Consider the following 23,820-nt stretch of genomic DNA (forward strand, 5'->3'; position numbering starts at 1 on the left):
TGCCGTATTCTCCGACGGGGAATTCGTCAGAACTTGACTTCGCCGGTCACGTAAAAGCGCCGCGGATCGCCATAAAAGCCGGTCAACGTGCCCTCCCGGCCCAATGTCGGCACGAACGGCGTATTGATGCCGTCACCGCTCACAAAGTTATAACCCGATACGATATAGCGCTTGTCGAACAGGTTCTTGCCGTGAACGCCGATCGAGAAACGGTCCGAATCGTCAGTGTAGACAATGCTGGCATCGACCAGGGCGAAGCCGTCCTGATCGAGGAAGCGGTTGGGTACCTCAAACTGGCTGGCATCACCGCGCAGCGAGACAGAGCCGATGAAATCGACGATTCCGCTCGCAACAGGCAAGCCCAGATCGACGCCCATGTGCGCGGTGATATCGGGCGTGTTCTGGAACACGCGGCTGTCGGCGACATCATTGCCGAAATTGTCGATGAAGGTGTTGAACTTGGCGTCTAGTACGCCCAACGACCAGTTGAATGTGAGCTTGCTGCCATCACCCGCAAAATCGCGCCCGACCAGCGCATTGCCCTCAAACTCGATGCCGTTGACATCGGCGCTTGCCGCATTTGAGGTGATACCGATGAAGCTGTCATTCACGCCGTCATTATTTGTGTCCACGCCAACCGATCCGGGGATCTGCACGTTCTTGTAATTGCCCATGAAACCGGCGAGGCTAATGTTGAGGCGGTTGTCGAGCAGCGAGGCCTTCCAGCCCAATTCATAGCTGTCCACCGTTTCGGGCTCGAAGCGCAGAAATTCGAACTGATCATCGAAATCGATGTCGCCATCACCGTCAAGATCAGGTGCCGCGCTGGTCTGGCCGCGCGGATCGAACCCGCCACCCTTGAACCCGCGTGAATAGGTGAAATAGATATTGTGGTTCTCGTTCGGCTTGAAGCTGATCGAGCCGCGCGGGGTGAACTCCTCGAAGGTGTCGCTGCCCTCGAAGTCGCTGGTGACCGCGATCGGGATGGCGGTCGACGGCGGGAAAAGGTCGGAGAAGCCGCCAATGAAAGTGGTGCGCAGAACGCGGCTGCTGCGCTTGTCGCTGGTAAAGCGGCCGCCCAGCGATACGCTCAGCTTATCGGTGATATCATAGGTGAAATCGCCGAAAACCGACCAGGTCTTGGTCTTCACATCACCCAGCGTCTGCGCGTTGAGGCCGGGCAGGCTAAGCAGGTCGCCGGTAGTGAACAGCGCCACGTCGAATGCGGTGAAGGCATTTGCGTCAAGGTAATAAAAGCCCAGAACGCCGTTCAGCCGATCACCCTCATAAAGAAGCTGCAATTCCTGGCTCAACTGATCGTTTTCATAAATCGCAGGCACATCGAGATCGGCGGCGGGAAGGCTGTCGAAATCGATCGGGGTTGTCGATTTGTCCTCGCGATATCCGGTAATCGATTTGAGTGTGATCGTATCGCTCAGTTCGACCGCGATATTGAGCGCACCGCCATAGGCTTCAACCTGCTGGTCGACGACATTGAGCCCAGCGCGCGTGTCAAACACGTTGTCGAGCACGGGTGCGCCGGTCAGCAGGCCGGGGATGAGCCGGTGTCCCTGGCGAGCTTCGCTGTTGTCTTTCACATAATCGCCCGACAGGCGGATGAACACCGGGCCATTGTCGAATTCCAGCGTACCGCGCGCCGCCCAGACGTCCTTGTTGTAATTCTCGGTGCCGAGGTTGAGGTTGTCGCCAAAGCCGCCGCGCGAAAGCCGCGCACCGCTGGCACCGATCCGCAGGTTCTCGGTCAGCGGGGTCGATGCGGTCACAACCAGGTCGGCCTGGTCGTATTTGCCATAAGTACCGCGAATCTTGACCTGGGTTTCATCCGGCAGCGGCGCGGTCACATATTTGATCGCGCCGCCAATGGTATTGCGGCCATAGAGCGTACCCTGCGGCCCGCGCAGCACCTCGATCCGCTCGACGTCATAAACATCGAGCACCGCTGCCTGCGGGCGGTTGAGATATACATCGTCAACATATAGCCCTACGCCCGCCTCGAACCCGGCGACCGGATCCTGCTGGCCCACGCCGCGGATGAAGGCGCTGAGCGTGGTGTTGGTGCCTCGGCTGATCTCCAGCGTCACGTTGGGCATTTTCTGGGCAACTTCCGTCAGTTCCAGCGTGCCGTTTCGTGCCAGTTCTTCACCGCTAATGGCAGTCACTGAAATTGGCACATCGAGCGCGCGCTCCTCGCGCCGCCGAGCCGTGACATAAATCACATTTTCCGTTTCAGACGCGATTGGAGATTCATCGCCTCCCGATATCTCCTGTGCCACCACAGGAGCCGGAGCGAGACCGGCCGCTAGCGCCAGCATCCCGCAGCCAACAAACAAGATACGTGTATCGAAAGATTTCAGTTTCATGTCGAATCCTCACCCAAGAACCATGTTGCCCGGGCATATATTGAAAGTTGAATCATATTTCAAGTTTGTGCTTGTGAAGGCGCGACAACCGGCATAGTCTCCCTGCATGCAAACTAAGCCAGACAGTAATGAAAGCGCTGGATTAGAGCCGGTGACCGAACGCGGCAGGCGCACGCGGCGCAAGCTGCTGGATGCGGCCACGCATGAATTCGGTGAACGCGGATTTCACGATGCCTCGATCAGCGGGATCACACGCCGTGCGGGCGTGGCACTGGGCAGTTTCTACACCTATTTCGAATCGAAAGAGGCGATCTTCCAGGCGCTGGTGCGCGATTTCAGCGAGGGTGTACGCATCGCCGCATCAAGCGGGATAGGGCACAGCGCCTCGGCTTTGGACAAGGAAAGAGATGCCCTGGCCGCATTTCTTCGCTTTGCCCGCGAGCATAACGAAATCTATCGCATCATCGACGAGGCGGAATTCGTCGATCCCCAAAGCTATCGCGCGCATTACGAAAACACGGCACGCCGAATTCTTGATCGGTTGCGCGCGGGCGCCGAAGCTGGCGAATTTCACGAGAAAATGGAAGAAGCGCATGCCTGGGCGATCATGGGCATGAACGTTTTCCTTGGGCTGCGCTATGCCGTTTGGGCGCGCCCCGGCGATGAGCCCGATGTAGTTCCCGATATCGCACGCGATATCTTGGCGCGAGGGCTTACCGGGCCGGATTGACCGGGATCAGCCGTAACCCATCAGGCTGAGCGCTTCCTTGCGGCTGCGCGGATCATCCAGAAAACAACCCAGCAAACGGCTGGTGACCATCGTGACGCCCGGTGTACGCACCCCGCGCCCCGTCATACAGCCGTGTTCGGCCTCGATCACCACTGCAACGCCATGCGGCTCGAGATTGTTCCAGATGCACTGCGCAACTTCCGCCGTCAGGCGCTCCTGGATTTGAAGTCGCCGTGCAAAGCCGTGCAGCACGCGGGCAAGCTTGGAAATGCCCACTACCCGGTCGCGCGGCATATAGGCGATCGCCGCCTTTCCAGTGATCGGCGCCAGGTGGTGCTCGCAATGGCTTTGAAAGGGAATGTCCTTGAGCAGCACCAACTCGTCATAGCCGCCCACTTCCTCAAATTGGCGGGAAAGGTGGATCGCCGGATCCTCCTGATAGCCCTGACAGTATTCAAGCCAGGCGCGGCCCACCCGTTTGGGTGTGTCGAGCAATCCTTCGCGCGCGGGATCATCCCCTGCCCATTCTATGATCGTGCGGATCGCATCCTGAACATGGTCTGGCACATCACGCTTGCCATGCGGGTTGTCGGTTTCATCTTCGTGCTGGCAGCTCATGCGGTCATCCTGGTTCGATTCCGTGCAGCCCCGCAGGGCTCACTTTCCCTTTGCGGAAAATTCCTTCCTTGGCAAATGACCGGATCACAATTGGGTTCCACGAGCTTGCCCTAAAGTCGACAATTCCCATATTGCAGGGTGATATGCGGGAATTGCATGGCCCATCAGCGGTTGAGTTCGAGCGAATGGCACGCAAGGCGCTTGGCACCATGCCGCGCCAGTTTCGTGCCGAACTCGAAAGTGTCGTGTTGCGAATCGAGGAATTCGCCAGCCGCGAGCAACTGGAATCAGTAGAGATAAAGAGCCGATGGGAACTAAGCGGGCTGTATGAAGGGCGGCCTGTGCCCGATCGCACAATCTGGGAATCGGGCCAGATGCCCCCTGTAATCAGCCTGTTCCGCCAGCCTCTGCTTGCCGAAATGTATGAAACTGGCGTGTCTCTGGAAGATCTGGTGCATCACGTAGTCGTCCACGAAGCCGGTCATCACTTCGGGTTTTCCGACGAAGATATGCACACGATCGAGAACGGAGAAGGCTGAGGCCCAAGCAAAAAAGGGACCGGCCTTGCTAGCCAGTCCCTTTTTATGGCGCACCCGGAGCGATTCGAACGCCCGACCCCCAGATTCGTAGTCTGGTGCTCTATCCAGCTGAGCTACGGGTGCTCGCCAGGGGGCGCCATTTAGGGGGCCTTGCCGTGCTTGGCAATCCCCTATCCGGCCTCTTGCGAAAACAGTGCTCTTACCAGGTCGATATCAAGTGGAGGCATATCCAGCGCTTCGATCTCTTCTACAGCGAACCAGCCTATTTCTTCGCCTTCCAAGGCGGCGGGCTCACCTTGCCAAGCATCGATTCTGTAAAGCAGGATGACAATCGTCACTGCGTCTGTTTCGCCGCGACCTTGCGCGAATGCAAACGGTGCCAAGGCATCACATGCAACCTCTATCCCCAGCTCTTCGCGCAGTTCGCGCGCAAGAGCTTCCGCTGGAATTTCAGCAGGTTCAACCTTTCCCCCAGGGAATTCCCACAGCCCGCCATGATGCTTGGCGAGAGGGCGGCGATGCATCAACCAACGCCCGTCTGCGCGCTTCAGAGCACCTGCAACCACCAATAGCCATGTCGGTTTTTTTTCCAATTCAAAGGCCCTTCTCAACCATTTCTTAACCGGCTGCGCTGCAAAACGCTCAAATCAGGACGCGATCATAGGGGCTTGTCCATGAAATTGCCGGCTTTCCTAAAGCGTATCGGAACCGACAACTCGGGGGCAACCGCAATCGAATACGGCCTGATTGTGAGCTTGATCGTGATCGCCTCAATCGGCGCTTTCGACGCAGTAGCGAACGAAAACGACGGAATTTGGGCTGTGGTCACGACCAAGATCAGCGGTGCGGTCGAAGGCTAATGGTAAATTTTTTGAAAGGTTCCGACTTAGGGGTTTTTCAATAGCTGCCGATTATCGCTGCAATCGTCCGTTCGGTCTTTGGCTGGCGGGCACGGGTACCGAAGACTGAAACCAGGAGACTAGACATGAAGTTCATCAACAAGCTTTTCCGTGACGAACAGGGCGCCACCGCCATTGAATACGGCCTGATTGCCGCGCTGATCGCCGTTGCTGCGATTACTGCGATGCAGAGCCTCGGCGACAACCTGACCACGACGTTCAACACCGTTTCGACCTCGATGGCTGACGCAAACGCCTAATCGTCATTCGAACGAACAAGAAAGCGGCGGGGATTTCCCCGCCGCTTTTCTTTTGTCCGCAGTAGATCTGAAAAGCGCCAATTCGCGCTCTTACCGGTCCCGCACCACCAGTTTCACTTTTTGCCCGGCTTGCACCTGGTCACCCGAACCAAGCCCGTTGAGTACGCGAAAGCGATCCTCCTGCGCATTGTCGAACGCCATGCGCCGTGCCAGCGACGCCACGCTTTCGCCGCGCTGCACCGTCACCACGTCGACCCGGCGCGGAACCACCGCCGCCGCTTCGCTCGCGCTGATCCGGCGCATCGACTGGAACATCGAATTGAACACATTGGATTGGCCAGCTGGCGTGATCGTGGCGAAGTGATAAGCGCGATCTCTGGCAAATTCATAGGCATAGACCACCACATCGACCTGGCTGTTGCCACTGTTCACCCGCGCCATACCATAGGCGGCGGGAATCCCGTTGATCGTGGTACGTTCAAGCGTTTGCGGGGCAAGCTGTTGCTGATCTCCGCCAAGCGCGGTGAATTGCTGCCGCACATAGGTGGCCAGGTCACCGCTATATGGCGCGAGTGTCAGCTGCGCCTGGCCCGATTGGCCATTGATGCTGACTGCGCGGGTGCCATTGATCATGTAAAATCCCTGCGGAGCTGTGAAGCTCAGCCGCAGATCGGGATGAATGAAATTGCGCCCCTCGACCATACCTTGTGATGGATCATCACCGTAAATCAGCCCGTCAATGCTGGTCAGAAAGGTGTCGCGGTTGACCACCGAGCCCGGCAAACCCTGCGCCTTGCTCAGCGCGGTCTGCACCCGGCTGGCGGGATCGGGGTGGGTGGAGGCCCATGCGGGCGGCCTTGTCTCGCCCTGCCCCGTTAGCCGCGCCTCAAGCGCGTTCTGCGCGGCCAGACTGGACAAAACCGTGCTCATAGCGCGCGGATCATATTCCGCCTTGGTCAGATACTGGATACCAAGATCATCCGCCTGAAGTTCCTGGCTGCGCGAGAATTTGAGCGTCAGTAACTGCGAACCCTGCAAAAACCCCCGGCTCAACGTGTCGCCGATGGCGCTGTTACCAAGCAAGACGCCCGACAAGATCGCCCCTGCCGCCCCCAGCAAGGTATTCTGCTGTGCGGCCTGCTGGCGGCGCTGCGAATGGCGCGCTGCCACATGCGCCACTTCATGCCCCAAAACCGCTGCCAGTTCGGCCTCGTTATTCATCAATCCAACCAGCTGGCGCGTGGTGTAGACATAGCCGCCGGGGACCGCGAAGGCGTTATTGACCGAACTGTTGAGCAACGAAACGGTGAAACTTTCGCGCGCATTGCCCAAGCCTGATTGCACCGCGATATTCTTGCCCACCTGCGCGACATAGGTGGCCTGTGAGCCGCTCATCGCGCCGCCAAATTCAGCCAGCAACTGGGGATGGAATTCGGCACCCTGCTGGGCCTCTGCCTGGGTGATGGGTGTGGAGGCGCTTGGAATGGCACCGCCCATGCAACCGGTAAGCACCAGAGCAAGCGGTGCAGCAGTGGTGAGAGCAAGCGATTTGTACCAGAATGCCATGAGATTTCTCCCGTTCTTTTTCTTCGCTCCCTTCGCTCCACCCATCGCCAATTGCATCATCGCTTATCGCACGCCGCATCGCAAGGGTATTCGCCCGATAAGGAACTGCGGCTCAGCTAGCGCCAATCTGCAGAAAGCGCTCTTCGCGCATGCGCCTGAGTTCTTCGGCGGACTTTTTCGCCAATTTGTCGAGTTCTTCGGCAATCGCATTGCCAAGCGCGCGCGCCATCGTGTCGGGCGCACGATGCGCCCCGCCCTCAGGCTCTTTCACGATCCGGTCAATCACCTTGAGGCGCTTTAGGTGCTGCGCAGTGACCTTCATCGCCTCCGCCGCATCCGGCGCCTTTTCGGCGGTACGCCACAAGATCGATGCGCAACCTTCGGGCGAGATCACAGAATAGACTGCATGCTCAAGCATCAGCACGCGCTCTGCACTTGCCAGCGCTACCGCGCCGCCCGAACCGCCTTCACCCACGATTGTCGCCACCATCGGCACTGGCAGGGCCAGACAAGCCTCAGTCGAGCGAGCGATAGCTTCAGCCTGGCCTCGCTCTTCCGCTTCGACCCCCGGGAATGCCCCGGAAGTATCGACCAGTGTCACCACCGGCAGGCCAAACCGTCCGGCAAGTTCCATCAGGCGGATCGCCTTGCGATAACCCTCAGGCTTGCCCATCCCGAAATTGTGTTTCAACCGCGTTTCTGTGTCGTGCCCCTTTTCGTGACCGATCAGGACAATACGCCGGCCCTTCAGCCGGGCAAAGCCGCCCATGATCGCCTCATCCTCGCCGAAATGGCGATCGCCGCCCAGCGGCACGAATTCGTCAAACGCATGTTTGACATAATCGCGAAAATGCGGCCGCTGCGGATGGCGCGCAACCTGCGTCTTTTGCCACGGGGTGAGCGAAGCATAGGTGCCGGTCAGCAAATCGCGGCTTTTCTTCTCGAGACGTTTGATCTCGGCGGTGATTTTGACCTCGCCACCCTCGGCGGCGGAACGCAGTTCAGCGATCCGCTCTTCCAGCTTGGCAACGGGCTTCTCGAAATCGAGGTAGGAAATCATCCTGCCCCGCTAGTCTTAAGTGGCGCGTCGGGCAAGAGGATGGCGTGCATTGACCAACGCCACAAGCCGGGCCGCATCGACATGCGTGTATATCTGCGTGGTCGAAATATCGGCGTGGCCAAGCAATGTTTGCAGCACCCGAAGGTCTGCCCCACCCTCCAACAAGTGGGTGGCAAAGGCATGGCGCAGCACATGCGGGCTGACGCCTGCGGGATCGATGTCCGCGCGCGCAGCCAGTTCCTTGAGCAATTGAAACAGCCGCACCCGAGTGAGATGGCCGGCCCGCGAAGGGAACAGATAGCGCGATGTTTGTGCCCCTGTGTCGGCACGCACGGCCAGCCAGCGAACCAGCGCTTCGCGTGCGCGCTCACTCACCGGCACCATGCGCGCCTGCCCACCCTTGCCCGTTACCGTCAGCAGCGGCGCATCGCGCGGCACGGCGGAAAGCGGCAGTGAGACAAGCTCGGTTGCGCGCAGACCGGAGCCATAGAGTAATTCGATCAGCACGAGCTGACGGATCGCCGAGGGGCTGCCACTATCGGCCTCGAGCTCTGCGTGATCGAACAGCTTTTCTACATCCTGGTGTGAGAGAATTCTGGGCAGCGGGCGGCGGGCGCGGGGGCGGGGTAACGCGGAAGACGGATCATCCTTCCGCCAACCTTCATCCACCGCAAAGCCGAAAAACTGGCGCAGCGCCGAGCTTTTGCGCGCAACCGTCGAGGGCGCGAGACCTGACCACGCCGCCGCCAACCGCGCAACATCATCGCGGGCAACCTGCGCCAAATCGCCGATCAGTTCCTCCGCCCCATCAAGATCGCGGCGATAGGCAGCCAGAGTATTGACCGCTGCCCCGCGTTCTGCCGCCAGCATCTCGAGGAAGGCCTGGCTTGCCGCGCCCATCAGCCGCGCGCGATCGCCTCCGCAGCGATCATGCGGGCTTCGGCATTCAGCCCCACCTGCCGTAGCGAAGATACAATGTAATAAAGATGGCGCGGTGTCATCCGCTGCCACCCTTCACCCTGCATACCCAGCCCCGCCAGCAGTGCTACAAGCGCACGGTTGTTCACCTCGGCAGCGCGCGTAATGGTGCGGGACCAGCGCGTTTCGCGATCCAGATCAAGCGAAACCCGGCTTGAAAAATTACCCAGATCGGCGCCGGAAACACGGCCCAAACCGGCAAGCCCCGCCAGCAGCAGCTTTGATCGGCGGTAATTGCCGCTGTCGTCGTCGTCGATAAATCCGTCTACTGCTTGCCTAGAAGCCGTGCCTGTTCCCGCCCTTGCCAAAGTCACCAGCGCCCAGCCAGCGCTCCCCGGTTCAACCACACGGCTCCACGCGTTGGCATCGCGATCCAGCCCTGCGGTAAGCATCGAAGTCAGCAATGCGGGCGCTGCATCGACATAATCGGCCGAAGCCGGCATCCGCGCTGCGGCATAGGCAGTCAGCACATAACGACCGTAATCTCTGGCGACATCACCGCCCCATATCGCCTGCATCGCTCCCAACCGTGCCTGCGGATCGGTGCCGACATAGGCCTCGCGCAATTGAGTGGCGGTATCGGCGGCATCACCCACAACACTCTCATCAACATAGATCTGGCTGTATAGATCAACCATTGCCTGGGCGGAGAAAATACCTTCGCGCGCCGCGCGATCTGCCCCTTGCGCTCGCAAGGTTAGCGGCAGCATTGGGGTGAACGCCGAGATTCGTTCATAGTAGGGATCGAAGTCGCGGCGGAGCGGTTCAGGGATTTCCTCACCCACGGCATTGGCCAGGGCAAAGCGCCAGGGGTTCAATTCCTCGACCCCTTCCCACTCGATATCGACCGCGCGCCGCCCACGCCCGGCTGCACCCGCCAGCCGCTGCGCCAGCAGCACATCGATCTGCGGCGCAAGCTCGGTACGCAGCGCACGGTCGAGCTGCGACCCGGCAAGCACACCATCGCCTGAATAGGCACTGCAGATAGCGCGCAGCATCTGCCATTGGGCATCATCGCGATCCGGCCCGCGCAGCCGCACGATCGGACAGGTTCCAATCACATCGGTTGTCGCCAGATAAGCCTCCAGCGCATTGTCGACCATCAAGTCGTCCCAATTGCCGGTATCGACATCCTGCACCAGCGCGCGCGCTGCCGCATATTCGCCCATGCGATTGAGCGCCTGCGCCCTTAACCCCGCGAATTCGACCGGGTTCATCCCGGCTGGGGTCTCGAGGCGGCTGGCAAGCGCCCGGCGCAGCAGGATATGCCCCCAGCGCGAAACCACCGGGCCTCCAAGCCCTTCAAGCACTGCACGCACCAACCCCGCCGGCTGGCGCGCGAGCGACCTCGACGGCAATCCGCCTTCGCTGGCGTCGACAACCCCAACACGTGTCATCGCGCGCTGGGCAGCAGGCGGAATATCGTAGCTAGGGCGCAGGCCCAGCAGCTCGTCAAGCTCGTCAGGCGTCATTTCCTCGATCTGCTCGATCGTCGGAATCGAACTGAAGTCAAACTGCGAGAAGTCCGGCCCCGGGGTGAATTCGCCGGGCAGAGGCTGGACCGTTGGCGCGCCCGGCACAGCCGGGGTTGTCGGCGCATCCGGGCCGGGCCTGGGTGTGGGTGCAGGGGTGGGATCGTCAAATCCCGGCGGAAGAAGCGATTCGGGCGCGTCCTGAGCGAATGAGAGTGTAGCGGTGAGAGCAATCGCTGCCCCGCCCAACCATTTCCAGCTAGCCATCAACCGGCCCCCGGCAAGGGTATTTCATGCGTGATCGGGCGGATCGGCTCTTCCCCTCCATCAAACCAGGCCAGCACCAGCACAGCACCGAGAAGGCCGAGCCAGAACCAAATCCGCCCACCATACACCCGCTTGTTGCCAGGCGGGCGCGGTGCGGAACCATCGAGCGAAAGTATTGAGCTGCGCTTGCGTGCCATATTGCATGGCCACTAGCCGATCTATAGGCCGCTGGGCAATGACCGAAGAACGTTCTTCTTTCAGCGCGGAGCTGCTTTCCGGCATCACGGCCAGGCTCGACCGCCCTCTGGTGCTGGTCGGCCTTATGGGCGCAGGCAAATCGTCCGTCGGGCGGCGCCTCGCGAATATAATGGGCTGCAATTTCGTCGATGCCGATGAAGAAATCGAAAATGCCGCACAGCGCAGCATCTCCGAAATATTCGAGGAATTCGGTGAAGGCTATTTCCGCGACGGTGAACGGCGCGTCATTGCACGTTTGATCGAGAACGAAAGCGGGGTGATAGCCACCGGCGGCGGAGCCTTTGTCAACGACCAGACCCGTGCACTGATCCTGGCACAAGCGGTAGCGGTGTGGATCGACTGCGAGATCGACACATTGGTTGACCGCACAAGCAGGCGCGAGACGAGGCCTTTGCTCAAAGGCGGGAACCCGCGCGAGATCCTTTCCCGCCTTTATGACGAGCGCCGCCCCTTCTATGCGCAGGCGCCGATCCATGTCATGAGCGACACTGGACCGCAGGATGCAACTGTGGCGAAGATATTGGAGGCGCTCGACAAATGGCTGTGATCCCGGTCCAACTGGCAGGCCGAAGTTATGACGTGCTTGTCGCGCGCGACCTGATTGAAGGGGTCGCGCAGCATGCCGCCCTGTTTCTCCGCAAGAAGCGGGTTGCGGTTGTTGCAGATGCCAATGCGCGTGCGCACCACGGCGCAAAGCTCGAAACTGCGCTACGTGCGGATGAGCGCGAAATTGACTGGTACGATGTTGCCCCGGGAGAAGGCTCCAAGAGCTGGCAGGGGCTGCAATCTCTTACAGACTGGCTGCTTGAGCGAGGTGTCGAACGCGGCGACCATGTGTTTGCCCTGGGCGGCGGGGTGGTGGGCGATCTCACCGGCTTTGCCTGCGCGATCCTCAAGCGCGGCTGCGGGTTCGTGCAGATCCCAACCACGCTGCTGGCGCAGGTCGATAGCTCGGTTGGCGGCAAGACGGCGATCAATACTGCGGCGGGCAAGAATCTGATCGGCGCGTTCCATCAGCCCTCACTGGTGCTGGCAGACTTGACCGCACTCGACACATTGCCCAACCGCGAGATGCGCGCCGGTTATGCCGAAGTGATCAAATACGGTATTTTGGGCGATTCCGATTTCTTCGACTGGCTTGGCGAACATGGTCCCGAAGTAGTCGCTCGCGAGCCAGCGGCAATTGAACATGCGGTCGCAACCAGCGTTGCGGCCAAAGCGCGGATCGTGGCGGAGGATGAGCGCGAAACACAAGGTATGCGTGCGCTGCTGAACCTCGGGCATACATTCGGGCATGCGCTCGAAGCCGAAACCGGATTTTCCGACCAGCTGCTGCACGGCGAAGGCGTAGCACTGGGCATGGTACTGGCCGCCCGTTATTCGGCGCGGCGCGGACTGATCTCAATCAGCGATGCAAAACGCGTTGCCGCCGCGATAGCGAACGCCGGTTTGCCCACTGAAATCGCCGCTCTCAATCTCGACTGCAACGGACGCAAGCTGGCCGGTCACATGCTGCACGACAAGAAGATGGACGCAGGAACATTACCGTTCATTTTGCTGCGCAGCATAGGCGCAGCATTTCTGGCCCGCGATATTGAATTGAGCGATATCGCTGCCTTCCTGGACGAACAGTTGCAGGCTGCCTGAACGAGACAAGGGCCAGATCAATGACAGCGATCATTCTGACAAACGAACCGCTGATCCGCATGGGCTTCTTCCTCGGCGTTCTCGCCGCAATGGCATTGTGGGAAGTGGCCGCCCCACGCCGCCGCCGCGAAATCCCGCGCCTGCTGCGCTGGAGCAGCAACCTCGGCATCGTCGCGCTTGACACGTTGCTGGTGCGGCTGGCCTTCCCCCTTGTCGCAGTGGGGCTGGCGCTGATGGCGCAAGAGCGCGGCTGGGGGCTGTTCAACGCTTTCGATATGCCTTTCTGGCTCACATTCATCTTGTCACTGCTCGCGCTTGACCTCGCCATATACCTCCAGCATGTGATGTTTCACGCCGTGCCCGGCCTGTGGCGCCTGCACCGGATGCATCATGCCGATCTCGAGTTCGACGTCACCACGGGGCTGCGGTTTCATCCAGTCGAAATCCTGCTGTCGATGGCCTACAAGCTGGCAGTAGTTGCTGCGCTTGGGCCCCCTGCCCTCGCTGTTCTGGTATTCGAGGTTCTGCTCAACGCCACATCCATGTTCAACCATTCCAATATCGCTCTGCCGCAGAGGGTCGACCGCCTGCTGCGCCTGATCGTGGTTACGCCAGACATGCACCGGGTCCACCATTCGATCCATCCCAGCGAAACGAATTCGAACTTCGGCTTTAATTTGCCATGGTGGGACCGGCTGCTGGGCACTTATCGCGCGCAGCCTCGGGACGGCCACGAAGGCATGACGATCGGCATCGAACAGTTCCGCAACACCCGCGAGTTGTGGCTCGACCGGATGCTGATCCAGCCAATGCTGGGGCCGGCCAGCGGATATCCGATCAATCGCGACACAGACGACGAGTGAACCCATGGCCGCGAGCCAGCATAACCAATGAGGATGCACAAATGACCGTTGGCGAAGCAACACCAGATCTCGATTTCGACTGGGACGACAAGAGTTTCCTGGGGCACCCCAAGGGCCTGGGCTACCTCGCCTTCACCGAAGCGTGGGAGCGGTTCAGCTTTTACGGCATGCAGGCATTGCTGGTGCTTTACATGGTCAATTTTCTGCTTTTGCCCGGCAATGTCGAGCAAGTGGCAGGCATAGAGCAATTGCGCGCGATTTATGGCGGACTGGAAGGCCAGGCATTCGCAAGTGCTATCTTCGGCACTTATGCTGCCAGCGTCTATCTGACACCGATCCTGGGCGGTCTGCTGGCCGACAAGGTGCTGGGCAAACGCCGTACGGTACTTCTTGGCGCCATCACCATGGCATTGGGCCATTTTCTGATGGCATTCAATATCACCTTCTTGTTCGCTCTGCTTTGCCTGATTCTAGGTTCGGGCATGTTCAAAGGTAATATCTCAAGCCAGGTCGGCAGCCTCTACAGGCCCGAAGATCTGCGCCGTGCCGATGCATTCCAGATCTTCTATCTTGGTATCAACGCCGGTGTCATCGCAAGCCCGTTAGTGGTTGGTACGCTGGGAGAGACGATGGGCTGGCACTGGGGCTTTGGTGCTGCGGGTGTGGGCATGCTGGTTGGCTTGGCAATCTATGTCGCCGGGCAGAAATATTTGCCGAAAGAGCATTTTGATGTGCCGGACAAAAAGGCAAAGAAAGCAAGCGACCCGATGAACCGGAAGGATTGGCTCGCCACTATTGCTTTGCTGCTGCTAATCCCTGTTCTGGCAGTTGCGATCGTTCCCAACAACCAGATATTCAATGCTTATCTGGTTTGGGGAGACCAGCAATTCGCGCTCTATTGGGGCGAAGAGAAACTGCCTACTACCTGGTTGATCACCTTGGACGCGATCGTTTCCGTCAGCTTCCTGGCCGGTGTCGCCGGCTTCTATCGTTGGTGGAAAACGAGATGGACCGAGCCTGACGAACTGTCCAAGATCATCATCGGCTCCCTATTCTCGATCGGGGGGATGGCCTGCCTCTACATGGCTGCGGCTACCACTCCAGCAGGAGAAAAGATCGGGCTATTCTGGCCGGTGATGTTTCATATCGTAAACTCGATCGGCTTTGCCCACATGCTGCCGGTCAGCCTTGCCCTGTTCGCTCGCCTCGCGCCCAGGCAGATCGCCGGCACGGTGATCGGGCTATATTTCCTTTCGTTCTTCGCAGCCAATTCGATTGTGGGTTATGTCGGTGGCTGGTTTGAAACCATGCCGGTAACGCAATTCTGGCTGATCCACATGGGCTTTGCTGCTGGTGCCGGCGCGGTCTTCGTGCTGTTCAAGCTGCTGCTCGCACCGCGCCTGATGCATGAAGCATCTTCGGAGGAAGTAGCACTGGCATGACCCGCTTTATCGATCTTTCGATCCCGATCACCAATGAGGTGATCTCCGATCCCGAGGTTATGCGGCCCAGGATCACCTATATGACCCACCGGGACACATGGCAGCAGATCGCCATGTTCTTTCCCGGGCTGGAGCAGGATGACTTGCCCGACGGCGAAGGCTGGGCGGTCGAATTCCTTGAGCTGAGCACGCATAACGGCACGCATATGGATGCGCCGTGGCATTACCATTCGACGACAGACAGCGGCCAGCACCCTGCCCCCAGCATTGACGAAGCGCCGCTTGATCGATTCTTCCGGCCGGGCGTGAAGCTCGATTTCAGCCACCTGCCGCATGGCCATGTAGTGAGTGCAGCGGAGCTGGAGGAAGCGTTCGACAAGATAGGCTACGAACTGCAACCGCTCGACATCGTGCTGGTCCAGTCCGGCGCGGTCTATGGAACGGACAATTTTACCGATCAGGGCGTGGGGCTTGGCGCGGAGGCCACGCTGTGGTTGACCGAGCGCGGTGTGGAAGTTGTCGGCACAGATGCCTGGAGCTGGGACGCGCCGTTCAGCCACACCGCGAAGCGCTGGGCCGAGACGCGCGATCCCTCGATCATCTGGGAAGGGCACAAGGCCGGCCGCATTCGCCCCTATTACCAGATCGAGAAGCTGACCAACCTTGCCGCGCTGCCGGATTTCGGCTTTATGTTCAGCTGTTTCCCGGTGAAGATCGAACGCGCCAGCGCGGGGTGGATCCGGGCCGTGGCGATCCTTGAGAGGTAATCGGCCCTTATCGCCTCTACTGTGGCAAGCGGCTGGCCGGGCAGGATTGCCGCGCGCATGGGCGCTTGATGCAAGCAGGGCATAGCTTTTTCACCAAGCTCACCCACGGACGCAAACGCCGCGTTAACCATCCAAACCCCGTTAGCACGTGCCTGCCGTGAAGGTGGCATGCAATTGCCGTCAATCTTCCCTAGCGATTTGGTAACCCTCTCTTCAAACCTCATGGTGAGAGGTGCGGGTGCAAAGCGGGACCATGATCAAAAGGTCCCATCTTGCCGCAGGGCTCGGGTCGAGCCTTCTTGCCGGGCTTGCTGCCGCGCCGCTGGCCGCCGCCTCTCCGCAATTGGCCGTAACCATGCCGAGCGCGATGCCACTTGCCGCCGTGGGCATCTCTGAGGCCGCCTGCATGCCGCAACTGGTGCCCCAACTGGCGGCCGGCTCGCACCCGCTCGCGGCTTCTTTTACCGGCGCGCGCATGGCCAAAAGCGCCGCAATCCTGGGCGGGCAAATGAGCGCGCTTGAGCGGATGCGGATGGAACAGGCCGGTCAAGTAATTCCTGCAGCGCTGCCCAAGGCCGCCGCCACCGTGGCGGCCGCGCCTGCACTAACCGCCGGGCAGGCCCGCGCATGCGAATTGCTGGGTGCACGCACCCCCTCTAGCGCCGCCGACACGCTTACAGCCTCCTATGCCGTAACCAGCACCATCACCGCCAATGGCAGCCGCTGGCCGACCATTCGCAGCGCGGGCCGCTTCCTCGGCACAGAACGTATCCGCATCGGTCGCACCCGCTTCGATGCCTCGTGGGAGCGGGTAGCCACACAACAGCTTTCCGCCAGCGATGTAGCGTCTACACTGGGCGATGTGCCAAGCGATCGCACCAACCTGATGATGGCGGTCAACCGCTGGGTAAATAACAAGATCACCTATCGCCTTGACAACGCACAATTCGGACGGCGCGACTATTGGGCCGATGCGCGCACCACTTTGCGCAGCCGCATGGGCGATTGCGAGGACTATGCGATCCTCAAGATGCAATTGCTGGGCGCGGCGGGAGTTGCACGCGAGGACATGATGCTCACGTTGGCGCGCGACACATTGCGCCGGGCCGATCACGCGGTTCTTTTAGTGCGGCACGAAGGCGAATGGTTCATGCTTGACATGGCGAGCGACCGGGTTGCCCCTGCCAGTGCAGATTATGGCTATCGCCCGGTAATGAGTTTTGCCGCGGGCGAGCGCTTTATCCACGGCACTACCCTGGGTGGGCCTCCGGGTCCGCGCACCATGCGCGTTGCCTACGCCAACTGACGAGAATTTGCTTAAATTTCGCCAGGGTTTGAGCAGGGCCAAGACCCCACCCGGCATTCGCCTCAGCGTTCGGTCAACGCCTCGTTGAGGCCGCGAGAGATCGGCTTCAACAGATAACTCAGCACGCTCTTGCTGCCGGTAATGACCTCGACGTCACAGATCATGCCGGGCACGATCGGCAGGCGTTGCCCGCCGCGTTCAAGAAACGAACGATCGGTCTCGATCAGCACAGTGTAGTAGGTCTCGCGCTCGACTTCGTCATAGACGCTGTCCGCACTCACCTGAAGCACTTCACCGCGCAGCCCGCCATAGGTGGCAAAGTCATAGGCGGTGACCTTTACATTGGCCCGGTCGCCCACCGCGATAAACGCGATGTCCTTGGGGTTGATCCGCGCTTCGACCAGCAGCTTGTCGCCCACCGGCACCACCTGCATGATCTCTTCGCCCGCGCCCACAAATCCGCCCACTGTCGTGATCTGGACATTGTTGACGATGCCATCGGCGGGAGAACGCAATTCATTGCGGTTGCGGCGTGCCTGTGCCCCGCGAATTGTCTCCTGATTCACCGCAATGCGGGTGTTGATTTCAGACTGTTCGTTGAGCGCCTGCTGGCGGAATTCGCTGCGCGCAGCAGCAAGATCGGCTTGGGCCTGGCGGATCGCAGCCTGTGAACGCGCAACAGCCTGACGCGCGGCAGCCAACCGGCCGCGCGTATCAATGAGGTCGCGCTGGGCGGTGATTAATTCTGTACGCGGAACGATACCCTGCGCCGCCAACGGCTCGAGCATGCTAACCTGTTCCTGAGCCAGACGGGCACTGTTTTCCAGCGTGGATACAGTTGCTTGGGCTTCGCTGAGGTCGCGCCGGCGCTGCTCCACGGCAGAGGCGAGCGACAGTTGCTGGCTGCGTGCAGTCGCCAAACGTACTTCCTGCAGGCGCTGTTCCTCTACGCAAGTACTGCCTTCTTCGCAGCCCAGTTCGGTCCCGGTCGCCTCGCCTTCGAGCCGCTCCGATCGCGCAGTCAGCCGCGCATTTTCGGTCTGCAGCCGACTCAGCTCTGAATCTGCGATATCATCGTCAAGCCTGACCAGCAGCTGGCCCTTCTTCACGCTCTGCCCGGTGCGCACCAGTATCTCTTCTATGACTGAAGCCTCGGCGGGTTGAACCAATTGAGCCTTGGACGATGGGATGACCTTGCCCATGCCGCGCGTCACCTCTTCTGTCTGCGCCACGCTGGCCCAAAGCAACAGGATGAAGAATGTCAGCGCGCACGCCGCAATGAGCTTACGATTGGCATCCCAATCGGAAACCGTCTCGTACCACTTCTTCACAGTCGCGTTTATTGTCGCGTTCACTGTCGACCCTCATCGAGATCGGCGATGGCAATATTGGCGCCGCCGCTGGATTCACCTTGCTTCGCACGGGCCACGCCATAAGAGCCCACAGAATTGACTGGATCGGGAATCGACGGGCGCCAGTTCTTGGTGGTGTCGATCCGGCCGCCTACATCGCTCGGTGCGTGGCGGTCGGCAACATGCGGTGCAACCGTAAGGCCTGGCGTATATTCCGGTTCCTCCGGCTCGATAATATTGGCGGCCAACAATCCGCGCAGCCGATCGAAATCGATCGTCGGAACCGCCTCATAACCGTTCCACCTGCGGCTGAAGGCGGACTTATCGCCCGCGCCGCCTGGAAAGCGATAGAAAATGTGGGTTCCGATCTGCTCAATCTTCGCGAGCGTAAAGGCCCAGCGCGGCACGACATAATCGGCATGATAATGCGTTGCCGTGCCGACAGAGGGCTCAACCTTGCCGGCGAGCATATCCTTCGCCACGGCCTGAGCCTCGCTCCACTGGCGCGCCAGCGGCTGGCGCAGCAATGCGCCATCACAAGTGAAACTGAATTGGCAAACGCGCTGGTAAGCACCTTCATATACCACGCCGCATACCGAGTTGGGATAGGCCGGGTGCCTCAGGCGGTTGAGCACCACTTGCGCCACTGCACGCTTGCCCTTCACCGGCTCGTTGACTGCCTCGTAATAGATCGCCTGCGTCAGACAGGTGAGCGCACTGTTAAATTGCGCTGTGCCCTTGGAAATCGAGCTAAATCCGGCCTGCCGGATGAGCGGCAGATCGGCTGTCGGGATCATGGCGTTGCGTTGTTGCGCACTCTTCCCTTCGATCACGAGTTCGGCCTGTGCGCCCTGGTCAAGATTCTTGAGCCGCGCCACCTCGCTCGAACGCATGGCCATTCCGGCTTCCGCACGGCTGGGCCCCGGATTGCCAATCACAAATGCCAGTGCCACGCCAAGCACGCTCGCAAACCCGCCGCCCAGCGCTATTCGGCCGCGAGTTGCCCCGCCGGTGTCGCGCCAAGCCCTGGCGATGGAGGCCATGCTGCCGCTCACTTGGAACTTTCTCCCTTGCCCGAACTTGTCTGGCCCATTCCGGCCTGATTGGCTGCGCGGGCAAGGATTTCCTGCTTGCTGCCATCAGCCACCACGCGCCCCTTGTCGAGCACGATGATTCGCTCGCAAAGGTCGAACAGAGCGGGTCGGTGGGTCGAAATGAGCAGCGTCTGGTTGGGTTCGAGCGATTTCTTCACCCGTTCGACGAATTGACGCTCTGTCTGAGAATCCATCGCGCCAGTCGGCTCATCGAGGAACAACAGTTCACACGGGCTGACAAAGGCGCGAGCCAAGGCCAAAAAGCTGCGTTGCCCGCCTGACAGCCTGCGCCCCTGCTCGCCCACGGCACGGTCATATCCGCTATCATCGCGCGCCAGAAACTCGTCCGCCCCGCTCATGCGCATAGCCTCAAACAAACGCACTTCTTCAACCTCGGGCGCGCCGAGAGCGAGATTGTCCTTGATCGAACCGGTAAACAAGGTGGCGTCCTGTCCCACAAAGCGGAATGCATTGCGCAAGTCCTGCGGGCGGAACTGGCGCGAGTCGATACCATTTACCAAGAAAGCGCCTTCGCTCGGCTGATAAAGGCCGCAAATTAACCTTCCCAGCGTCGACTTTCCCGAAGCGACACGCCCGATCAGGCAAATCCTTTCACCAGGCTTGATGGTGAGGTTGATTCCGTCGAGCGCGGGCACTGGCGCTTCGGGATAGGAAAAGCTCAAATCCTCAAGCTTGAGGGTGGCGTCACGCACCGACGCCGGCAGCGTTGAAGAACCGAACTTGCGTTCGTCGGGAACCTCGAACAACCGCTCGATCGAGCCAAGCGTTTCGCGCGCCTGGCGGAAGCGAGTGAGCAGAAATGCGATTTGTCCTGCCGGGGCGAGCGAGCGCGAAGACAGCATCACGATCGCGATAATCGCGCCCATGGTGATCTTCCCGGCGTCGAACAGGTAATAACCGCCCACAACCAGCGAGATGGATGAGACCTGCTGGAAAGTCTGAGCCAGCCCGACCGCGATCGACTGGATCTTCTTGAGCCGCTGTTGCGACAGGCTGCCGATATCGGCCAGATTGTACCACCGGCCCATCATCGCCCGTTCGCCATTCATCGACTTGAGCGTTTCCATCCCGGCGACCGATTCGACCAGCAAGGTTTGCTGCAGGCCATGATCGGCCTGCGCATCGCGCGCCGCATCGGCCACCTTGCGCTGGAGGAAGAAACCGGCGGTAGCCATCAGTATCATCGCCACAACCGGCACCAGTGCCAGCCAGCCGGCGATATAGGCAATTACGCCCACGAACAGCACCAGGAAGGTAATATCGACCATCAACACAATCGTTGTCGAGGCGAAGAAATCGCGCACCATGGCGTATTCGCTGACCCGCGCCGCCAGCGCGCCCGTATTGCCCTGGCGAGAAGCCAATGGCAGGCCAAGCACACGGCCGAAAATCTTCTGGGATAGCTTGATGTCAAGCCGCCGCCCGATTTCGTCAATTACGTTGGTGCGCGCGGCGCGCAGTGCAAACTCCATCGCAAAGGCCAGCAGCACACCGATGCCGAGTACCCATAGTGTCGAGACCGCGCGGTTCGGGATCACCCGATCATAGACATTCATGGTGAAGAGCGGCAGCGCGAACGCCAGTAAATTGATGATCAGCGAAGCCACCAGCACCACGCGGAAAGACTTGCGCTCCTTGCGCAGCTCACCCCAGAACCAGTGATGGCGTGCTTTCTGGTGCCACGGCGCCTCCTGCTCACGCAGCGAATCCGGGTCACCGTAAATGCTCAGAAACTGCCCGGCATATTCGGTCGCTACCTCATCGCGCGGCAACCATTTCGCCTCCCCGGCGTCCGGGGTCCAAAGCAGCAATTCCCCTTCGCGCGCCTGCTCGATCACCGCCGCCGCACCATTGACAGTAGAAATCAGCGCCGGATAGTCAGCATCGCGGGTTGGTAATTTCTTGTAATCATGTCGGTCGAAATCGAGCCCGGCCAGTTCGATCGCTGCCTCAGACTGGTGGAAGGGCAAGCGCCCTGCCCCGTCACGCGCAAGCGAATCGAACATCAGCGGGGAGAAGGCCACACCATAACGGCGGGCCAACTCCCCGATGCAGCGAATCAGCGGGTCATTCGCCTGCAGCGCGTCCAACTTCCTGTTCTGCAGCACGAAAACCTCGCATTTGTTTCAACCAGACTCAGTTGGCGTAACGGCGATAGTCGGTTTCAGCATCCTTCGGAGGACCATAGTCAAACCGCACGCGCTCGTTCTTGCCTGCACCCGCACCCGGAGCCACTTCAAGAGAGGTCAGGAAACGGTTGGTAGCTGCCAGTATTTGATATTGCGCAAAAAGCTGAGAAAAACGTGAAGTTTCCAGCCGAACAATGGTGTTGAAACGCGTGTTCTGCGCGTCCAGCACGTCAAGCAGCGAGCGCCGCCCCACATTGAACTGGCTACGATAGCTCAGCAGCAGATCATCATTGACTTCAGCCTGGCGTGTCAATGCCTGACCGATACTTTTCTGGGCTTCCATCGCGGTCCAGGAATTGGCCGCATCTTCTTCGGCCTGGCGGATCATTTCGTGCATGCGATAGCGTGCCTGCGACGCGCGATGCACCATTTCCTGATATTTTGCCTGGGTCAAACCGCCGTTAAAGACGTTCCACCGCAAGTAGACGCGTGCCTGGACATCGTTGGTTTCGCCAGAAAAGCCATCAATGTCTTCGCCAACACGGCCACGCACATCGACGCCAATCGTGGGATTGAAATCGCCCTTGGCGTTCATCACCAGACCATGCGCAGCATCAACATCAGCCTGAGCCTCACGCACCAGCGGATTGTCGGTGCGCGCCATGCCGATCGCCATATCGCGCGAGGCCGGCAAAGCCGTGCCAAGTTCCGGCGGTAGACTGGCCTGGTAAATATTCAGGCCGGTCAGCCGACGAAGCGAATTCTGGGCTGTTTCGAGTGCCAGCTTCGCCTCTTCTTCCTGCACGATGGCGGACTGATGCCGTTCTTCAGCCTGCTGCAGGTCAGCAACCGAGATCGATTCCTGCTCAACACCTTGTGTCAGATCGCTGACCAGGTTCTCGTGGAACATCCGGTTATCGGCTGCTGCTGCAACAACACGCTGTTGCAACAGCACGTCGAGATACTGGCGGGCAACCTGAAGCGCGATGAATTCCGAACGCTCGATAACACGCAGCGATGCACCATCAACGCGCGCTGCCTGGCGCAACAATTCGCCGCGGCGGCGGCCAAAATCGATCAGCGTCCAATCTGCCGTCACCTGGCCTTCAACCGGGTAAAGCTCGTTATCGGCAATGCCCAGATTGCGGCGAGTGCTGTTTTCCAGCCGGCGAACGCCCGCAGAAACTTCCAGGTCGACGCGCGGATAATACAGTGATTGCGCCTGCTCGCGCTCCATCTGGATCGCTTCAGTATTATACTGTGCCTGCATAATCTCTGGATTAGACAGCATTGCCGTCTCGATCGCTTCCTGCATCGAAACCACATCGCCGGTCGATTGCGCCATGGCCGCCGGTGATGTCGTGGCCAGCAGGACAGCGGCGGCGAAGCTCGTTATAGTTGTTTTCTTCATCTCACCCCTCCCTTAATTGGATGGCACCTGGATTTCGACCCGGCGGTTCTGCAGCTCGCGGACACCGTCTTCAGTCGGAACTCGCGGCTCTTCCTCGCCTCTGTATTCCACCGTTACGGTGGTGCCGGAAACGGCAGGGCGCAGCATGTTGGCAACATTGTTTGCCCGCTCTTGCGAAAGGCGCATGTTGTAGGAATTCGAGCCAGACTTGTCGGCATGGCCGACCACGGTCAGGTTGGTCCATTTGCAGACCTGATAGAACTCGGCGATGAAATCCACCACCTGCTGCGCTTCGGTTGCGGGCGGAACCGGGTTGTCCCACTCGAAGAAAACCAGCGCCGGATTGTCGCACTGCGGCGGTGGCGGCGGTGGTGGTGGTGGCAAAGGCGGTGGCGGCGGTGCGGGAATTTCCTGCATCAACTCGTATGCATTGAGGCATTTACCGACCGACACCGGATCCTTCGTACGCGATTTGAGATAACCCAGTGCGATGCCGCACTGGGCCTTGGCCTCATTCGCCCACACATGGCGCGGATTATCGGCATTGATGATCGCCGGATCCTTGGAGAGCGCCAGCGCCGCGTCAAAACGCATCTGGATCTCGCCGCGAAGGCTACTGACGTCCATGCCCATCAGCCGATCGAAATCGCTGCTTTGGGCCAGCGCGGCCTGGTGCGTGGCAAGTGCCACCACCAGCGACGCACCTGTCGCCATAATTCTGGTCAACCGCATATCATTCCCCCTGGTCAAAGGATTCTAT

At 59.9% G+C, this 23,820-nt stretch carries 23 protein-coding genes and 1 tRNA gene; 10 read left to right on the forward strand and 14 right to left on the reverse strand.

Going from position 1 to position 23,820, the window contains the following annotated elements; all coding sequences use genetic code 11:
* Nucleotides 1-26: 26 nt before the first annotated feature.
* On the reverse strand, nucleotides 27-2,381 hold the full coding sequence (locus ACX3VQ_RS01135; protein WP_462579115.1) for a TonB-dependent receptor: 2,355 nt from the start codon (nucleotides 2,379-2,381) through the stop codon (nucleotides 27-29).
* A gap of 106 nt (nucleotides 2,382-2,487) precedes the next feature.
* Here ACX3VQ_RS01135 and ACX3VQ_RS01140 point away from each other — a divergent pair, with 106 nt between their 5' ends.
* Nucleotides 2,488-3,111, forward strand: a complete 624-nt coding sequence (locus ACX3VQ_RS01140) for a TetR/AcrR family transcriptional regulator (protein ID WP_462579116.1) — start codon at nucleotides 2,488-2,490, stop codon at nucleotides 3,109-3,111.
* A 6-nt stretch (nucleotides 3,112-3,117) separates the two neighbouring features.
* Here the strand turns inward: ACX3VQ_RS01140 and folE are convergent, their stop codons facing one another.
* Nucleotides 3,118-3,729, reverse strand: a complete 612-nt coding sequence (folE, locus tag ACX3VQ_RS01145) for a GTP cyclohydrolase I FolE (protein ID WP_462571996.1) — start codon at nucleotides 3,727-3,729, stop codon at nucleotides 3,118-3,120.
* 143 nt (nucleotides 3,730-3,872) lie between these two features.
* On the opposite strand from folE, the gene ACX3VQ_RS01150 reads away from it, so the two are divergent.
* Nucleotides 3,873-4,268 (forward strand): metallopeptidase family protein, encoded by a 396-nt coding sequence (locus ACX3VQ_RS01150; protein ID WP_462579117.1) that lies wholly within the window; start codon nucleotides 3,873-3,875, stop codon nucleotides 4,266-4,268.
* A gap of 46 nt (nucleotides 4,269-4,314) precedes the next feature.
* Here ACX3VQ_RS01150 and ACX3VQ_RS01155 read toward each other — a convergent pair.
* Together ACX3VQ_RS01155 and ACX3VQ_RS01160 are read right to left on the reverse strand one after the other, a co-directional pair.
* Nucleotides 4,315-4,391: transfer RNA gene (locus tag ACX3VQ_RS01155), tRNA-Arg, on the reverse strand.
* A 47-nt stretch (nucleotides 4,392-4,438) separates the two neighbouring features.
* Entirely contained in the window at nucleotides 4,439-4,879 is a 441-nt protein-coding gene (locus ACX3VQ_RS01160) for a (deoxy)nucleoside triphosphate pyrophosphohydrolase (RefSeq protein ID WP_462571994.1), read from the reverse strand.
* A 63-nt stretch (nucleotides 4,880-4,942) separates the two neighbouring features.
* Between ACX3VQ_RS01160 and ACX3VQ_RS01165 the strand changes: the two genes are divergently transcribed.
* Together ACX3VQ_RS01165 and ACX3VQ_RS01170 are read left to right on the forward strand one after the other, a co-directional pair.
* Nucleotides 4,943-5,128 (forward strand): Flp family type IVb pilin, encoded by a 186-nt coding sequence (locus tag ACX3VQ_RS01165; RefSeq protein WP_462579118.1) that lies wholly within the window; start codon nucleotides 4,943-4,945, stop codon nucleotides 5,126-5,128.
* A 125-nt stretch (nucleotides 5,129-5,253) separates the two neighbouring features.
* On the forward strand, nucleotides 5,254-5,427 hold the full coding sequence (locus ACX3VQ_RS01170) for a Flp family type IVb pilin (RefSeq protein WP_462571992.1): 174 nt from the start codon (nucleotides 5,254-5,256) through the stop codon (nucleotides 5,425-5,427).
* A gap of 90 nt (nucleotides 5,428-5,517) precedes the next feature.
* Here ACX3VQ_RS01170 and ACX3VQ_RS01175 read toward each other — a convergent pair whose 3' ends face one another.
* From ACX3VQ_RS01175 to ACX3VQ_RS01195, 5 genes are all read right to left on the reverse strand, one after another.
* A complete protein-coding gene (locus ACX3VQ_RS01175; RefSeq protein ID WP_462579119.1) occupies nucleotides 5,518-6,993 on the reverse strand; it encodes a M48 family metalloprotease in 1,476 nt (491 codons plus the stop codon).
* A gap of 112 nt (nucleotides 6,994-7,105) precedes the next feature.
* Nucleotides 7,106-8,053, reverse strand: coding sequence for an acetyl-CoA carboxylase carboxyltransferase subunit alpha (locus ACX3VQ_RS01180; protein ID WP_462579120.1), 948 nt, complete (start codon nucleotides 8,051-8,053; stop codon nucleotides 7,106-7,108).
* Between the two features lie 15 nt (nucleotides 8,054-8,068).
* The gene (locus ACX3VQ_RS01185; protein WP_462579121.1) at nucleotides 8,069-8,953 is read right to left on the reverse strand and encodes a tyrosine recombinase; all 885 of its coding nucleotides are present in this window, start codon (nucleotides 8,951-8,953) and stop codon (nucleotides 8,069-8,071) included.
* Entirely contained in the window at nucleotides 8,953-10,770 is a 1,818-nt protein-coding gene (locus tag ACX3VQ_RS01190; RefSeq protein ID WP_462579123.1) for a hypothetical protein, read from the reverse strand. The genes ACX3VQ_RS01185 and ACX3VQ_RS01190 overlap by 1 nt, the downstream gene beginning before the upstream one ends.
* On the reverse strand, nucleotides 10,770-10,967 hold the full coding sequence (locus ACX3VQ_RS01195) for a hypothetical protein (protein WP_462571987.1): 198 nt from the start codon (nucleotides 10,965-10,967) through the stop codon (nucleotides 10,770-10,772). The genes ACX3VQ_RS01190 and ACX3VQ_RS01195 overlap by 1 nt, the downstream gene beginning before the upstream one ends.
* A 38-nt stretch (nucleotides 10,968-11,005) precedes the next feature.
* Here ACX3VQ_RS01195 and ACX3VQ_RS01200 point away from each other — a divergent pair, with 38 nt between their 5' ends.
* From ACX3VQ_RS01200 to ACX3VQ_RS01225, 6 genes are all read left to right on the forward strand, one after another.
* Nucleotides 11,006-11,575, forward strand: a complete 570-nt coding sequence (locus ACX3VQ_RS01200) for a shikimate kinase (protein WP_462571986.1) — start codon at nucleotides 11,006-11,008, stop codon at nucleotides 11,573-11,575.
* Nucleotides 11,566-12,675: a 3-dehydroquinate synthase gene (aroB, locus tag ACX3VQ_RS01205; RefSeq protein WP_462579124.1), complete on the forward strand. Its 1,110-nt coding sequence runs from the start codon at nucleotides 11,566-11,568 to the stop codon at nucleotides 12,673-12,675. Before ACX3VQ_RS01200 ends, aroB begins: the two co-directional genes overlap by 10 nt.
* A gap of 20 nt (nucleotides 12,676-12,695) precedes the next feature.
* Complete coding sequence (locus ACX3VQ_RS01210; protein ID WP_462579125.1) at nucleotides 12,696-13,538, forward strand: sterol desaturase family protein; 843 nt, start codon at nucleotides 12,696-12,698, stop codon at nucleotides 13,536-13,538.
* 41 nt (nucleotides 13,539-13,579) lie between these two features.
* The gene (locus tag ACX3VQ_RS01215) at nucleotides 13,580-14,980 is read left to right on the forward strand and encodes a peptide MFS transporter (RefSeq protein ID WP_462579126.1); all 1,401 of its coding nucleotides are present in this window, start codon (nucleotides 13,580-13,582) and stop codon (nucleotides 14,978-14,980) included.
* Nucleotides 14,977-15,747 carry a cyclase family protein gene (locus tag ACX3VQ_RS01220; RefSeq protein ID WP_462579127.1) on the forward strand — a complete coding sequence of 257 codons (771 nt, stop codon included), beginning with the start codon at nucleotides 14,977-14,979 and terminating at the stop codon, nucleotides 15,745-15,747. The genes ACX3VQ_RS01215 and ACX3VQ_RS01220 overlap by 4 nt, the downstream gene beginning before the upstream one ends.
* Before the next feature lie 253 nt (nucleotides 15,748-16,000).
* On the forward strand, nucleotides 16,001-17,053 hold the full coding sequence (locus ACX3VQ_RS01225) for a transglutaminase-like cysteine peptidase (RefSeq protein ID WP_462579128.1): 1,053 nt from the start codon (nucleotides 16,001-16,003) through the stop codon (nucleotides 17,051-17,053).
* Nucleotides 17,054-17,115: 62 nt separating this feature from the next.
* On the opposite strand, the gene ACX3VQ_RS01230 is transcribed toward ACX3VQ_RS01225, so the two are convergent.
* Genes ACX3VQ_RS01230 through ACX3VQ_RS01250 form a run of 5 tightly spaced genes read right to left on the reverse strand, consistent with a single transcriptional unit; the run spans nucleotide 17,116 to nucleotide 23,774 of the window.
* Nucleotides 17,116-18,408: an HlyD family type I secretion periplasmic adaptor subunit gene (locus tag ACX3VQ_RS01230; protein WP_462579129.1), complete on the reverse strand. Its 1,293-nt coding sequence runs from the start codon at nucleotides 18,406-18,408 to the stop codon at nucleotides 17,116-17,118.
* The gene (locus tag ACX3VQ_RS01235) at nucleotides 18,405-19,460 is read right to left on the reverse strand and encodes a cell wall hydrolase (RefSeq protein WP_462579131.1); all 1,056 of its coding nucleotides are present in this window, start codon (nucleotides 19,458-19,460) and stop codon (nucleotides 18,405-18,407) included. Before ACX3VQ_RS01235 ends, ACX3VQ_RS01230 begins: the two co-directional genes overlap by 4 nt.
* Complete coding sequence (locus tag ACX3VQ_RS01240) at nucleotides 19,457-21,628, reverse strand: type I secretion system permease/ATPase (protein ID WP_462579132.1); 2,172 nt, start codon at nucleotides 21,626-21,628, stop codon at nucleotides 19,457-19,459. Before ACX3VQ_RS01240 ends, ACX3VQ_RS01235 begins: the two co-directional genes overlap by 4 nt.
* A 28-nt stretch (nucleotides 21,629-21,656) precedes the next feature.
* Nucleotides 21,657-23,060, reverse strand: a complete 1,404-nt coding sequence (locus tag ACX3VQ_RS01245) for a TolC family protein (RefSeq protein ID WP_462579133.1) — start codon at nucleotides 23,058-23,060, stop codon at nucleotides 21,657-21,659.
* A 12-nt stretch (nucleotides 23,061-23,072) separates the two neighbouring features.
* Complete coding sequence (locus ACX3VQ_RS01250; protein WP_462579135.1) at nucleotides 23,073-23,774, reverse strand: OmpA family protein; 702 nt, start codon at nucleotides 23,772-23,774, stop codon at nucleotides 23,073-23,075.
* Nucleotides 23,775-23,820: the final 46 nt, after the last annotated feature.

The organism is Altererythrobacter chaiwopuensis, from assembly GCF_054957735.1.

Coding starts and splice junctions, on each gene's coding strand:
- ACX3VQ_RS01135 (WP_462579115.1), bottom strand. CDS start 2,381: ATGAAACTGAAATCTTTCGATACACGTATCTTGTTTGTTGGCTGCGGG.
- ACX3VQ_RS01140 (WP_462579116.1), top strand. CDS start 2,488: ATGCAAACTAAGCCAGACAGTAATGAAAGCGCTGGATTAGAGCCGGTG.
- folE (WP_462571996.1), bottom strand. CDS start 3,729: ATGAGCTGCCAGCACGAAGATGAAACCGACAACCCGCATGGCAAGCGT.
- ACX3VQ_RS01150 (WP_462579117.1), top strand. CDS start 3,873: ATGCGGGAATTGCATGGCCCATCAGCGGTTGAGTTCGAGCGAATGGCA.
- ACX3VQ_RS01165 (WP_462579118.1), top strand. CDS start 4,943: ATGAAATTGCCGGCTTTCCTAAAGCGTATCGGAACCGACAACTCGGGG.
- ACX3VQ_RS01170 (WP_462571992.1), top strand. CDS start 5,254: ATGAAGTTCATCAACAAGCTTTTCCGTGACGAACAGGGCGCCACCGCC.
- ACX3VQ_RS01175 (WP_462579119.1), bottom strand. CDS start 6,993: ATGGCATTCTGGTACAAATCGCTTGCTCTCACCACTGCTGCACCGCTT.
- ACX3VQ_RS01180 (WP_462579120.1), bottom strand. CDS start 8,053: ATGATTTCCTACCTCGATTTCGAGAAGCCCGTTGCCAAGCTGGAAGAG.
- ACX3VQ_RS01185 (WP_462579121.1), bottom strand. CDS start 8,953: ATGGGCGCGGCAAGCCAGGCCTTCCTCGAGATGCTGGCGGCAGAACGC.
- ACX3VQ_RS01190 (WP_462579123.1), bottom strand. CDS start 10,770: ATGGCTAGCTGGAAATGGTTGGGCGGGGCAGCGATTGCTCTCACCGCT.
- ACX3VQ_RS01195 (WP_462571987.1), bottom strand. CDS start 10,967: ATGGCACGCAAGCGCAGCTCAATACTTTCGCTCGATGGTTCCGCACCG.
- ACX3VQ_RS01200 (WP_462571986.1), top strand. CDS start 11,006: ATGACCGAAGAACGTTCTTCTTTCAGCGCGGAGCTGCTTTCCGGCATC.
- aroB (WP_462579124.1), top strand. CDS start 11,566: ATGGCTGTGATCCCGGTCCAACTGGCAGGCCGAAGTTATGACGTGCTT.
- ACX3VQ_RS01210 (WP_462579125.1), top strand. CDS start 12,696: ATGACAGCGATCATTCTGACAAACGAACCGCTGATCCGCATGGGCTTC.
- ACX3VQ_RS01215 (WP_462579126.1), top strand. CDS start 13,580: ATGACCGTTGGCGAAGCAACACCAGATCTCGATTTCGACTGGGACGAC.
- ACX3VQ_RS01220 (WP_462579127.1), top strand. CDS start 14,977: ATGACCCGCTTTATCGATCTTTCGATCCCGATCACCAATGAGGTGATC.
- ACX3VQ_RS01225 (WP_462579128.1), top strand. CDS start 16,001: ATGATCAAAAGGTCCCATCTTGCCGCAGGGCTCGGGTCGAGCCTTCTT.
- ACX3VQ_RS01245 (WP_462579133.1), bottom strand. CDS start 23,060: ATGAAGAAAACAACTATAACGAGCTTCGCCGCCGCTGTCCTGCTGGCC.
- ACX3VQ_RS01250 (WP_462579135.1), bottom strand. CDS start 23,774: ATGGCGACAGGTGCGTCGCTGGTGGTGGCACTTGCCACGCACCAGGCC.